Source organism: Priestia sp. FSL W8-0001 (genome assembly GCF_038050335.1).
GTDB classification, from domain to species: domain Bacteria; phylum Bacillota; class Bacilli; order Bacillales; family Bacillaceae_H; genus Priestia; species Priestia flexa.
The window spans coordinates 1041158-1054395 of sequence record NZ_JBBPAL010000001.1 but is presented as its reverse complement, the minus strand read 5'-3'; the positions used below and the strand labels follow the sequence as shown (position 1 = coordinate 1054395).

Sequence of the window (13238 nt, the reverse complement as noted above, 5' to 3'; positions counted from 1 at the left end):
TTAAGATACAAAAAACACCTCATTCTTTGGTATAGTGGATTTGTCGAGAATACACTACCAAACAGAAGAGGTGCTTCCATTATGATAGAGCATAATGACCAAAACAATCAACTGCAAAAAGAATTAAAATCGGTATTTCGTGAATTAGAAATCGTAAAGCACCTTCGTAAAGCTGGCATTACGAAGAAGTTTGGCTTTACAACTTCCTATTTGTTTCAGCTTGTTTTTTGTTTAATCTTTCATCATAAGAGCTGGTTCACCCTTTTAAATTCAAAGAAGGGAGACCGTTACCCTGCCAAAGATTCTGTTTATCGTTTCTTGAATCATTCCAAGTTTGCATGGCGTCGCTTTTTAACGTATTTAAGTGTGCACGCCATTCAAAAGGTGGAGCAGCTGACGGATACAAAACGTCCAAAGGTATTCATCATAGACGATTCTATGTTCGACCGTAACCGCAGTAAAAAGGTGGAGCTTCTTGCGCGTTGTATGGATCATTCCTCCTTAACAAAACGCTTTTATAAAGGATTTCGCATGCTTACATTGGGTTGGTCCGATGGCTTTACATTTATGCCACTAGACTTCACATTACTAAGTTCAAAAAAGGCGCAAATCAACGGAATTTCTGAGAATATTGATAAGCGTTCTTCTGGCTATAAACGTCGTGTCGAAGCATTAGAATCTGCTCCAACCGTCATCCCAGGTATGCTTGAACGAGCATTACAAGCAGGTGTATCGGCTGACTATGTGTTACTGGATACGTGGTTTACGCAACAACCTCTTATCCAATCAATCGTTGAACTCGGTCTTGACGTCATTGGCATGGTAAAGGCAACGAACCAACGCTATTTGGTGAACAATAAAAAGCTATCTCTGAAGGAACTATATAAGGTTGCCGCACCTGTTTCTGGCAAGAAAGGCATCATGCGATCGATTCAAACAACCATGGCAAATGGCGTTCAAGTAAAAGTCGTATTTATTCAAAACCGCAATAAAAAGAGCGAATGGCTTGCGATTCTCAGCACGGATTGTACGCTTTCTGAACAAGAAATCGTCCGTATTTATGGTATGCGCTGGGATATTAAGGTCTTTTTCAAGACGACTAAATCCCTCTTACGCCTTCAAAAAGAATTTCAAGGCATGTCATATGATTTACTTATTAGCCACACAACGATTGTGTTTTCGAGATACATCGTTTTGTCCTGGCAGAATCGTTGCCATAACGATCAACGAACACTAGGTGGCATTTTTTATGAGCTATGTGATGAAGTGAACGAACTGGATTGGGCTGTCGCATTACAGCAATTAATCGAGCTTCTTGAAGATGCCTTAAAAAAGACGAATAAAACGATTCAAAAAATAATCAAAAGTCAACTACAGCAATGGATTGACGGTCTGCCTAACTATATCAAGGCTTATTTGTCGATTTCAGTCTGCGAAGTTTGAGTAACTTAATACCAAGCTTAAAAGCAAAAAAGAATATACAGGACTTGGTTCGGAATTCGAGCTAGATTTTCATATTGAGAATGCTGCATTAAAGTTTATGGGATCTAATAATTTTTCACCTTCAGGATTACTTCTCACAGGTGTCAATAATGATCCTAAAAAACCTCTCACTCGCTTGTCTGATGGACGAAAAGCATTAAGCATTTTGTCCGAAGAAGATATTATTTTATTAAAACAACCTCTCTATCGAATTAAAGTTCCTTATCGTTGGAGGATTGAGACTCCGGTGGAATTACAAGAGACAAGTCCATCGCCAATTATAACGGGAACTGCTGATTTACCTGAGGTTACAGCAGCATTTTATCCTGATATGGTAGCCCCTACTACAGAATCAGCAGCCAAGGCATTGGAGAACTTCAGAAATGCAATTCGTAATGTTTCTTTTGGGATTGATGTTGTTCCTGGTCGTCTCGTATACATTAATAATCGATTTACATTCCATTCAAGGGATGCCTTTAAACCCACATTAGATGAGTTAGGTAACCCTGTTCGCTGGCTGCAACGTATTTTTATAGCGCCTGATCTATGGAATCATCGTACCCTAGAACCTGTTAAAGAGAGAGTTTTTAAATTGGCTTTAAACTAATGAATGTAGTGTTAATAACGCCGTAGGTTGACCTTTGGTCATTCTACGGCGTTAACATTTAGTTTCTCTAATTTCACATCATATCTTGAGCTTTATTTTGCATTGTGAATTTATTAGCCTTTTCCATAATATTAAGCCATATCCCCCCTATTGATATAAATAATATTAATAAAGAGAAAGGAATTTTGTATCCGTTTGGAATGTCAACACTAAACTGGACAAAAATTATAAGGGCTGTTGTTTAAATTCAGCAGGCGTTAAATAGGCCAATGTTCCGTGAATTCGAATGTTATTGAACCAATGCACATAATCGTTAAGTTCAAGAGCTAGTTGTTCAAGGGAAGAGAAATGAGCTCCGTTAGCGAACTCTGTCTTAAATACCTTAAATGTCGCTTCAGCTACAGCGTTGTCATAAGGGCATCCTTTCATACTCAGTGATCGTTTGATACCAAACGTATCAAGTGCCGTTGAAATAAGCTTGTTATCAAACTCTTTCCCACGGTCTGTATGAAACATTTTGACATCATTCAAATTCGCTTGGATGCTTGCAATGGCTTGATACACAAGCTCTGCTGTCTTATTCACACCAGCACTATGACCAATGATTTCTCGATTAAAGAGGTCGACAAATAGGCATACATAATGCCACTTTTTTCCGACACGGACGTATGTTAAATCGCTGACTATGACAGCTAACGGTGCTTCTTGTGTAAATTGGCGTTGTAATTCGTTCTTAACAGGAGTTTCATTACAAGTTGATCGATGTGGTTTAAATTGTGCCACAGTGTAGTTTGAAACAAGACCCATTTCGTTCATTAATCGACCAATTCGGCGACGTGAAACTTGCTTGGCTTTAGGTAATTTTGCTAATACTTTTTTGATCTTTCGTGTGCCATAATTATTACGGCTTTCTTTGAAAATACGCATAATTTCTCTAGAAAGCTCTTTATCTTCAGCTTTCTTCGCGCATTCGTTCCTTTCATCGGCATGATAATAATAAGTACTTTTTGGAATATTGAGGACGTCACACATTGCTGATACTGAATATTTGTGAGAATTGTTACGAATCACATTTATTTTCGTCCCATGATCAGCGCTGCTTGCTTTAAAATATCGTTCTCCATCAGTAAACGTTGGTTTTCTTTACGTAATCGAGCAAGTTCATTTTCTTCTTCTGTTCGATTATCTTTCGCAGCGAATGAACCAGATTCAAGATAGTTTTTAATCCAACGATCTAAAGCAGATGGTGTAATATCATATTCTCTGGCAATATCTGCGCGAGATTTGCCATTTTCATAAAGCTTCACTAATTGCAGTTTAAATTCGGGTGTAAAAGTTCGACGTTGACGTGTCATAGTAGCACGCTCCTTAAGTTAATAGTCTAAGTTTACATCCCCTTATTTTATCTGTCCAACTTAGTGTAGCCTATCCAGTTAAAATAATCAACTAATAAACCAAATAATGATGGTGCAAGCACAATAAAGAATTGGTTTAAAGTTAAGCCAAAACTAACAGTTAACCCAATAAAGTCTTTATCTGCTTTTTCAGACATTAACACGATAAATAAGCTATACCATCCAACGCCTAAAAAGCCTAAAGTAAAACAAAGTATATAAATTACCCATAATGGTAGATAATTCAAGATATAAACAAAAATAATTAAAGTAAAAACGGTGAGTAGTATTGTAAATTGTAGAGGCTTACTTCTATCTCCATTAAACAGATTATCACTGATCCATGCCAATAAAATTCTCCCAAGGGCACCACCAATTAAAGCAAAACTTAAAAAAATCCCAGATATACTTAATGAAATATTTAATGTACTGCTTAAATAACTCATTAAATGAGCTAATATTATTAGTTGTAAAGAAATCATACTTATTCCAATAAAGAAGACTGGATAAAGGTTAGACTTTCTTTTTATCTTATTAATTTTTTCAAAAAAGCTGTAACTCTGCTGTCTTTGCTTATTCATTCCGTGGTCTTTATAGAAGAGTAAAAAGACTAGCCCTCCTATAATAGCTACAACAGCTTGTGTTAATTTAGCTGCAGATAACCCATAATTATAAAAGAAAAAAGGTAAAGTCGTTGAGGCTAAAGCACCGCCAAGTGGTATTCCAGTTTGGCGAATTCCCATTGCAAGGCCTCTATTTTTGTTTTTAGGAAACCAATGAATGATTGCACTACTTCCTCCTGGCTGTGCGGTTCCGTACCATATTCCAACAAAGAGAAGTACAATCAATAGATATACATATTCGTTAATAGGTATTAATATTAACATGCTAAAACCTAAAAAAATTGATCCTATCCCTACAATCCATCTCTCTCCATGTTTATCCATTATATTCCCGAATATCAACATAGAGAATATAGGACCAACATTTACAGCTGACACAATTAATCCTGTTTGGAATTGTGATAAATTATATACTTCGCGACAAAATGTTGCTAAAGGACCTATTCCATAGTTCACAAATGTTGCACAAGTTTGCGCAAACGTAGCTATCATGAGTATAACCCATCTATAGCCCTCTTTTTCAGAGTTTGATTTAACTTTTAACACCTAATACACCTCTTTCTCTAGAATATGTAAATTTTATACTATCATCTCAAAGACAATCATAAATTTGAACGCCTTTTTTAATTTAGAGCGTAATTTAATAGCCAAATAGCTATTAAGATCTTTTCTTTCTATACCTTTTATGAAGACTGCTTTTAACACGATACCAACAGCAATACTAAGCACATTATGCGAAAGATCTGCAAGCTTTTTAAAAGATGATAAGCTTACTCTTCTTTCCTTAGAACATATCTTTTACACATTATGAAGTTGCGGTTAATCCTGAGTAGTTTAAAAAATAGATTTTTTATGTAGTTCATATATCATATTTACATATACCTTACGTCCCTTAAATATTAAAGAGTCAGTTTACTCTTAACGGGGTAACATCCGGCTCGTTTTTTGTCGAAATTTGCTTAGGGTGGTTTTTTTCCGATTTGCTGGTGGTACCCCATACCCATCAAGCTAACGCAATGGATTTTCCCCAAAACGAAAAAAACGTTATTCTTTTTAGTAAACTACTCGAAAAGGATGGCGTTTTTTTATGGATGTTCAGTTTTCCGAAGAATTACACCTATTTGCACAAGAATTACAACGCTCTTTGTCTCCCATTGCCTTACAAGAAATCGCTAAGAAAGTGGGATTTGTGAAACGATCGAGTAAGTATCAAGCAAATGAACTGATGGCTCTTTGCGTGTGGCTTAGCCAGGAAGTCGCTCGCACATCGCTTGCACAACTGTGTAGTCGACTAGAAGCTTCAACAGGTGTCCTGATGAGTCAGGAAGGATTGAATCAACGGTTTAATCCAGCAGCCGTCCAGTTTCTTCGTGAGGTGTTTGCTTTACTTCTCACACAGAAACTTTGTGCAACACAATCGCTATCGTCAACGCTCTTCTTGATTTTTAACCGTATTCGGATTTTAGATGCCACAGTGTTTCAGCTACCCGATGCCTTCGTAAGTGATTATCAAGGGTCTGGAGGAAGCAGTAATACGGCAGGTGTAAAGATTCAGCTTGAATATGACTTATTGAGTGGGCAATTTTTACACGTACAGCTAGGACCGGGAAAAGATAATGATAAAACGTATGGCACAACTTGTCTTGAAAGTGTGAAAGCAGGCGATTTCTGTTTACGTGATTTAGGTTATTTTGATTTACGAGATTTACAAACGATTCATGAATTAGGCGCCTTTTATCTCTCTCGATTAAAGCTAAATACCCGTATTTATGTAAAAAACCCTGAACCAGAATACTTCAAAAACGGCACACTGAAAAAGCAGAGCGAATATATTCAGCTTAATATGGCACACATCTTGAACGAACTGGAACCGGGTGAGACCATTGAACTTTCAGAAGCTTATGTTGGTCAAATTCAAAAATTACCGACACGTGTCATCATTCACCGACTAACGAACGAACAAACTAAAACCCGTTTAAACAACCAAGCTGTACGTGAGAAAAAGAAAGGCATTGTCATGAAGGATAAAAGTAAACAGCTGATGGGAATGAACGTTTATATTACGAACACACCACCAAAAGAAGTACCGACAAACGATGTGCATTCATTGTATTCGTTACGTTGGCAGATTGAAATTTTATTTAAAACATGGAAGTCCTTCTTCGAAATAGATGAATGTAAAACCATCAAAAAGGAACGGCTAGAGTGCCATTTATATGGGCAACTCATCGGGATTCTTCTCTGTTCTTCCACCATGTTTCAAATGCGGCAGATCCTGTTGAAAAAGAGAAAACAAGAGCTGAGTGAATACAAATCAATTTATATGATTAAGGACTATTTTCCGTTACTATTTCCAGCAATGGCAGGTGATCTGACTGAACTCGTAACGATTCTCCAACGACTGTATCACCTGTTGAAAAAGAATGGGCGTAAGTGTCATCGGTATCAGAAAAAAACCGTTTTTGACATTCTTGGTATTGTGTATGAGACAGCAGTAAAACAACAACAAGTTGCCTAACGAAAAAATGATAGTTTCATAGGCTTCTTTGTCATGCCGATTTTTCTGATACTCACCGATGTTAGGACAAGGATCATTACATTTTTAATCGTTTCTGTCGTTAGCTTGATGGGTATGTGGTGGTACCCCATACCCATCAAGCTAACGCAATGGATTTTCCCCAAAACGAAAAAAACGTTATTCTTTTTAGTAAACTACTCGAAAAGGATGGCGTTTTTTTATGGATGTTCAGTTTTCCGAAGAATTACACCTATTTGCACAAGAATTACAACGCTCTTTGTCTCCCATTGCCTTACAAGAAATCGCTAAGAAAGTGGGATTTGTGAAACGATCGAGTAAGTATCAAGCAAATGAACTGATGGCTCTTTGCGTGTGGCTTAGCCAGGAAGTCGCTCGCACATCGCTTGCACAACTGTGTAGTCGACTAGAAGCTTCAACAGGTGTCCTGATGAGTCAGGAAGGATTGAATCAACGGTTTAATCCAGCAGCCGTCCAGTTTCTTCGTGAGGTGTTTGCTTTACTTCTCACACAGAAACTTTGTGCAACACAATCGCTATCGTCAACGCTCTTCTTGATTTTTAACCGTATTCGGATTTTAGATGCCACAGTGTTTCAGCTACCCGATGCCTTCGTAAGTGATTATCAAGGGTCTGGAGGAAGCAGTAATACGGCAGGTGTAAAGATTCAGCTTGAATATGACTTATTGAGTGGGCAATTTTTACACGTACAGCTAGGACCGGGAAAAGATAATGATAAAACGTATGGCACAACTTGTCTTGAAAGTGTGAAAGCAGGCGATTTCTGTTTACGTGATTTAGGTTATTTTGATTTACGAGATTTACAAACGATTCATGAATTAGGCGCCTTTTATCTCTCTCGATTAAAGCTAAATACCCGTATTTATGTAAAAAACCCTGAACCAGAATACTTCAAAAACGGCACACTGAAAAAGCAGAGCGAATATATTCAGCTTAATATGGCACACATCTTGAACGAACTGGAACCGGGTGAGACCATTGAACTTTCAGAAGCTTATGTTGGTCAAATTCAAAAATTACCGACACGTGTCATCATTCACCGACTAACGAACGAACAAACTAAAACCCGTTTAAACAACCAAGCTGTACGTGAGAAAAAGAAAGGCATTGTCATGAAGGATAAAAGTAAACAGCTGATGGGAATGAACGTTTATATTACGAACACACCACCAAAAGAAGTACCGACAAACGATGTGCATTCATTGTATTCGTTACGTTGGCAGATTGAAATTTTATTTAAAACATGGAAGTCCTTCTTCGAAATAGATGAATGTAAAACCATCAAAAAGGAACGGCTAGAGTGCCATTTATATGGGCAACTCATCGGGATTCTTCTCTGTTCTTCCACCATGTTTCAAATGCGGCAGATCCTGTTGAAAAAGAGAAAACAAGAGCTGAGTGAATACAAATCAATTTATATGATTAAGGACTATTTTCCGTTACTATTTCCAGCAATGGCAGGTGATCTGACTGAACTCGTAACGATTCTCCAACGACTGTATCACCTGTTGAAAAAGAATGGGCGTAAGTGTCATCGGTATCAGAAAAAAACCGTTTTTGACATTCTTGGTATTGTGTATGAGACAGCAGTAAAACAACAACAAGTTGCCTAACGAAAAAATGATGGTTTCATAGGCTTCTTTGTCATGCCGATTTTTCTGATACTCACCGATGTTAGGACAAGGATCATTACATTTTTAATCGTTTCTGTCGTTAGCTTGATGGGTATGTGGTGGTACCCCATACCCATCAAGCTAACGCAATGGATTTTCCCCAAAACGAAAAAAACGTTATTCTTTTTAGTAAACTACTCGAAAAGGATGGCGTTTTTTTATGGATGTTCAGTTTTCCGAAGAATTACACCTATTTGCACAAGAATTACAACGCTCTTTGTCTCCCATTGCCTTACAAGAAATCGCTAAGAAAGTGGGATTTGTGAAACGATCGAGTAAGTATCAAGCAAATGAACTGATGGCTCTTTGCGTGTGGCTTAGCCAGGAAGTCGCTCGCACATCGCTTGCACAACTGTGTAGTCGACTAGAAGCTTCAACAGGTGTCCTGATGAGTCAGGAAGGATTGAATCAACGGTTTAATCCAGCAGCCGTCCAGTTTCTTCGTGAGGTGTTTGCTTTACTTCTCACACAGAAACTTTGTGCAACACAATCGCTATCGTCAACGCTCTTCTTGATTTTTAACCGTATTCGGATTTTAGATGCCACAGTGTTTCAGCTACCCGATGCCTTCGTAAGTGATTATCAAGGGTCTGGAGGAAGCAGTAATACGGCAGGTGTAAAGATTCAGCTTGAATATGACTTATTGAGTGGGCAATTTTTACACGTACAGCTAGGACCGGGAAAAGATAATGATAAAACGTATGGCACAACTTGTCTTGAAAGTGTGAAAGCAGGCGATTTCTGTTTACGTGATTTAGGTTATTTTGATTTACGAGATTTACAAACGATTCATGAATTAGGCGCCTTTTATCTCTCTCGATTAAAGCTAAATACCCGTATTTATGTAAAAAACCCTGAACCAGAATACTTCAAAAACGGCACACTGAAAAAGCAGAGCGAATATATTCAGCTTAATATGGCACACATCTTGAACGAACTGGAACCGGGTGAGACCATTGAACTTTCAGAAGCTTATGTTGGTCAAATTCAAAAATTACCGACACGTGTCATCATTCACCGACTAACGAACGAACAAACTAAAACCCGTTTAAACAACCAAGCTGTACGTGAGAAAAAGAAAGGCATTGTCATGAAGGATAAAAGTAAACAGCTGATGGGAATGAACGTTTATATTACGAACACACCACCAAAAGAAGTACCGACAAACGATGTGCATTCATTGTATTCGTTACGTTGGCAGATTGAAATTTTATTTAAAACATGGAAGTCCTTCTTCGAAATAGATGAATGTAAAACCATCAAAAAGGAACGGCTAGAGTGCCATTTATATGGGCAACTCATCGGGATTCTTCTCTGTTCTTCCACCATGTTTCAAATGCGGCAGATCCTGTTGAAAAAGAGAAAACAAGAGCTGAGTGAATACAAATCAATTTATATGATTAAGGACTATTTTCCGTTACTATTTCCAGCAATGGCAGGTGATCTGACTGAACTCGTAACGATTCTCCAACGACTGTATCACCTGTTGAAAAAGAATGGGCGTAAGTGTCATCGGTATCAGAAAAAAACCGTTTTTGACATTCTTGGTATTGTGTATGAGACAGCAGTAAAACAACAACAAGTTGCCTAACGAAAAAATGATGGTTTCATAGGCTTCTTTGTCATGCCGATTTTTCTGATACTCACCGATGTTAGGACAAGGATCATTACATTTTTAATCGTTTCTGTCGTTAGCTTGATGGGTATGTGGTGGTACCCCATACCCATCAAGCTAACGCAATGGATTTTCCCCAAAACGAAAAAAACGTTATTCTTTTTAGTAAACTACTCGAAAAGGATGGCGTTTTTTTATGGATGTTCAGTTTTCCGAAGAATTACACCTATTTGCACAAGAATTACAACGCTCTTTGTCTCCCATTGCCTTACAAGAAATCGCTAAGAAAGTGGGATTTGTGAAACGATCGAGTAAGTATCAAGCAAATGAACTGATGGCTCTTTGCGTGTGGCTTAGCCAGGAAGTCGCTCGCACATCGCTTGCACAACTGTGTAGTCGACTAGAAGCTTCAACAGGTGTCCTGATGAGTCAGGAAGGATTGAATCAACGGTTTAATCCAGCAGCCGTCCAGTTTCTTCGTGAGGTGTTTGCTTTACTTCTCACACAGAAACTTTGTGCAACACAATCGCTATCGTCAACGCTCTTCTTGATTTTTAACCGTATTCGGATTTTAGATGCCACAGTGTTTCAGCTACCCGATGCCTTCGTAAGTGATTATCAAGGGTCTGGAGGAAGCAGTAATACGGCAGGTGTAAAGATTCAGCTTGAATATGACTTATTGAGTGGGCAATTTTTACACGTACAGCTAGGACCGGGAAAAGATAATGATAAAACGTATGGCACAACTTGTCTTGAAAGTGTGAAAGCAGGCGATTTCTGTTTACGTGATTTAGGTTATTTTGATTTACGAGATTTACAAACGATTCATGAATTAGGCGCCTTTTATCTCTCTCGATTAAAGCTAAATACCCGTATTTATGTAAAAAACCCTGAACCAGAATACTTCAAAAACGGCACACTGAAAAAGCAGAGCGAATATATTCAGCTTAATATGGCACACATCTTGAACGAACTGGAACCGGGTGAGACCATTGAACTTTCAGAAGCTTATGTTGGTCAAATTCAAAAATTACCGACACGTGTCATCATTCACCGACTAACGAACGAACAAACTAAAACCCGTTTAAACAACCAAGCTGTACGTGAGAAAAAGAAAGGCATTGTCATGAAGGATAAAAGTAAACAGCTGATGGGAATGAACGTTTATATTACGAACACACCACCAAAAGAAGTACCGACAAACGATGTGCATTCATTGTATTCGTTACGTTGGCAGATTGAAATTTTATTTAAAACATGGAAGTCCTTCTTCGAAATAGATGAATGTAAAACCATCAAAAAGGAACGGCTAGAGTGCCATTTATATGGGCAACTCATCGGGATTCTTCTCTGTTCTTCCACCATGTTTCAAATGCGGCAGATCCTGTTGAAAAAGAGAAAACAAGAGCTGAGTGAATACAAATCAATTTATATGATTAAGGACTATTTTCCGTTACTATTTCCAGCAATGGCAGGTGATCTGACTGAACTCGTAACGATTCTCCAACGACTGTATCACCTGTTGAAAAAGAATGGGCGTAAGTGTCATCGGTATCAGAAAAAAACCGTTTTTGACATTCTTGGTATTGTGTATGAGACAGCAGTAAAACAACAACAAGTTGCCTAACGAAAAAATGATGGTTTCATAGGCTTCTTTGTCATGCCGATTTTTCTGATACTCACCGATGTTAGGACAAGGATCATTACATTTTTAATCGTTTCTGTCGTTAGCTTGATGGGTATGTGGTGGTACCCCATACCCATCAAGCTAACGCAATGGATTTTCCCCAAAACGAAAAAAACGTTATTCTTTTTAGTAAACTACTCGAAAAGGATGGCGTTTTTTTATGGATGTTCAGTTTTCCGAAGAATTACACCTATTTGCACAAGAATTACAACGCTCTTTGTCTCCCATTGCCTTACAAGAAATCGCTAAGAAAGTGGGATTTGTGAAACGATCGAGTAAGTATCAAGCAAATGAACTGATGGCTCTTTGCGTGTGGCTTAGCCAGGAAGTCGCTCGCACATCGCTTGCACAACTGTGTAGTCGACTAGAAGCTTCAACAGGTGTCCTGATGAGTCAGGAAGGATTGAATCAACGGTTTAATCCAGCAGCCGTCCAGTTTCTTCGTGAGGTGTTTGCTTTACTTCTCACACAGAAACTTTGTGCAACACAATCGCTATCGTCAACGCTCTTCTTGATTTTTAACCGTATTCGGATTTTAGATGCCACAGTGTTTCAGCTACCCGATGCCTTCGTAAGTGATTATCAAGGGTCTGGAGGAAGCAGTAATACGGCAGGTGTAAAGATTCAGCTTGAATATGACTTATTGAGTGGGCAATTTTTACACGTACAGCTAGGACCGGGAAAAGATAATGATAAAACGTATGGCACAACTTGTCTTGAAAGTGTGAAAGCAGGCGATTTCTGTTTACGTGATTTAGGTTATTTTGATTTACGAGATTTACAAACGATTCATGAATTAGGCGCCTTTTATCTCTCTCGATTAAAGCTAAATACCCGTATTTATGTAAAAAACCCTGAACCAGAATACTTCAAAAACGGCACACTGAAAAAGCAGAGCGAATATATTCAGCTTAATATGGCACACATCTTGAACGAACTGGAACCGGGTGAGACCATTGAACTTTCAGAAGCTTATGTTGGTCAAATTCAAAAATTACCGACACGTGTCATCATTCACCGACTAACGAACGAACAAACTAAAACCCGTTTAAACAACCAAGCTGTACGTGAGAAAAAGAAAGGCATTGTCATGAAGGATAAAAGTAAACAGCTGATGGGAATGAACGTTTATATTACGAACACACCACCAAAAGAAGTACCGACAAACGATGTGCATTCATTGTATTCGTTACGTTGGCAGATTGAAATTTTATTTAAAACATGGAAGTCCTTCTTCGAAATAGATGAATGTAAAACCATCAAAAAGGAACGGCTAGAGTGCCATTTATATGGGCAACTCATCGGGATTCTTCTCTGTTCTTCCACCATGTTTCAAATGCGGCAGATCCTGTTGAAAAAGAGAAAACAAGAGCTGAGTGAATACAAATCAATTTATATGATTAAGGACTATTTTCCGTTACTATTTCCAGCAATGGCAGGTGATCTGACTGAACTCGTAACGATTCTCCAACGACTGTATCACCTGTTGAAAAAGAATGGGCGTAAGTGTCATCGGTATCAGAAAAAAACCGTTTTTGACATTCTTGGTATTGTGTATGAGACAGCAGTAAAACAACAACAAGTTGCCTAACGAAAAAATG

At 38.2% G+C, this 13238-nt stretch carries 9 protein-coding genes; 7 read left to right on the top strand and 2 right to left on the bottom strand.

The window, feature by feature from the left end; genetic code table 11:
* Window positions 1-81 precede the first annotated feature (81 nt).
* Complete coding sequence (locus MKZ18_RS05495) at window positions 82-1443, top strand: IS4 family transposase (protein WP_239428988.1); 1362 nt, start codon at window positions 82-84, stop codon at window positions 1441-1443.
* Window positions 1444-1540: 97 nt separating this feature from the next.
* Window positions 1541-2089 (top strand): TauD/TfdA family dioxygenase, encoded by a 549-nt coding sequence (locus MKZ18_RS05490; protein ID WP_239428987.1) that lies wholly within the window; start codon window positions 1541-1543, stop codon window positions 2087-2089.
* A 225-nt stretch (window positions 2090-2314) separates the two neighbouring features.
* Here MKZ18_RS05490 and MKZ18_RS05485 read toward each other — a convergent pair.
* A protein-coding gene (locus MKZ18_RS05485; RefSeq protein ID WP_318757758.1) for an IS3 family transposase occupies window positions 2315-3444 on the bottom strand; the annotation gives its coding sequence in 2 pieces (ribosomal slippage) (window positions 2315-3165 and window positions 3165-3444; 1131 coding nt in all).
* Window positions 3445-3491: 47 nt separating this feature from the next.
* Window positions 3492-4652: an MFS transporter gene (locus MKZ18_RS05480; protein WP_340842871.1), complete on the bottom strand. Its 1161-nt coding sequence runs from the start codon at window positions 4650-4652 to the stop codon at window positions 3492-3494.
* A 541-nt stretch (window positions 4653-5193) separates the two neighbouring features.
* Between MKZ18_RS05480 and MKZ18_RS05475 the strand changes: the two genes are divergently transcribed.
* From MKZ18_RS05475 to MKZ18_RS05455, 5 genes are all read left to right on the top strand, one after another.
* Window positions 5194-6624, top strand: a complete 1431-nt coding sequence (locus MKZ18_RS05475; RefSeq protein ID WP_047933940.1) for an IS4 family transposase — start codon at window positions 5194-5196, stop codon at window positions 6622-6624.
* Between the two features lie 220 nt (window positions 6625-6844).
* On the top strand, window positions 6845-8275 hold the full coding sequence (locus tag MKZ18_RS05470; RefSeq protein WP_047933940.1) for an IS4 family transposase: 1431 nt from the start codon (window positions 6845-6847) through the stop codon (window positions 8273-8275).
* A 220-nt stretch (window positions 8276-8495) separates the two neighbouring features.
* Window positions 8496-9926 (top strand): IS4 family transposase, encoded by a 1431-nt coding sequence (locus MKZ18_RS05465; protein WP_047933940.1) that lies wholly within the window; start codon window positions 8496-8498, stop codon window positions 9924-9926.
* Window positions 9927-10146: 220 nt separating this feature from the next.
* Window positions 10147-11577, top strand: coding sequence for an IS4 family transposase (locus MKZ18_RS05460; protein ID WP_047933940.1), 1431 nt, complete (start codon window positions 10147-10149; stop codon window positions 11575-11577).
* A gap of 220 nt (window positions 11578-11797) precedes the next feature.
* A complete protein-coding gene (locus tag MKZ18_RS05455) occupies window positions 11798-13228 on the top strand; it encodes an IS4 family transposase (protein WP_047933940.1) in 1431 nt (476 codons plus the stop codon).
* Window positions 13229-13238 lie beyond the last annotated feature (10 nt).

What these genes read in the sequence shown, in the direction of transcription:
- MKZ18_RS05490 (WP_239428987.1), top strand. Translation starts at nt 1,541, where the DNA reads ATGGGATCTAATAATTTTTCACCTTCAGGATTACTTCTCACAGGTGTC.
- MKZ18_RS05470 (WP_047933940.1), top strand. Translation starts at nt 6,845, where the DNA reads ATGGATGTTCAGTTTTCCGAAGAATTACACCTATTTGCACAAGAATTA.
- MKZ18_RS05495 (WP_239428988.1), top strand. Translation starts at nt 82, where the DNA reads ATGATAGAGCATAATGACCAAAACAATCAACTGCAAAAAGAATTAAAA.
- MKZ18_RS05475 (WP_047933940.1), top strand. Translation starts at nt 5,194, where the DNA reads ATGGATGTTCAGTTTTCCGAAGAATTACACCTATTTGCACAAGAATTA.
- MKZ18_RS05460 (WP_047933940.1), top strand. Translation starts at nt 10,147, where the DNA reads ATGGATGTTCAGTTTTCCGAAGAATTACACCTATTTGCACAAGAATTA.
- MKZ18_RS05465 (WP_047933940.1), top strand. Translation starts at nt 8,496, where the DNA reads ATGGATGTTCAGTTTTCCGAAGAATTACACCTATTTGCACAAGAATTA.
- MKZ18_RS05455 (WP_047933940.1), top strand. Translation starts at nt 11,798, where the DNA reads ATGGATGTTCAGTTTTCCGAAGAATTACACCTATTTGCACAAGAATTA.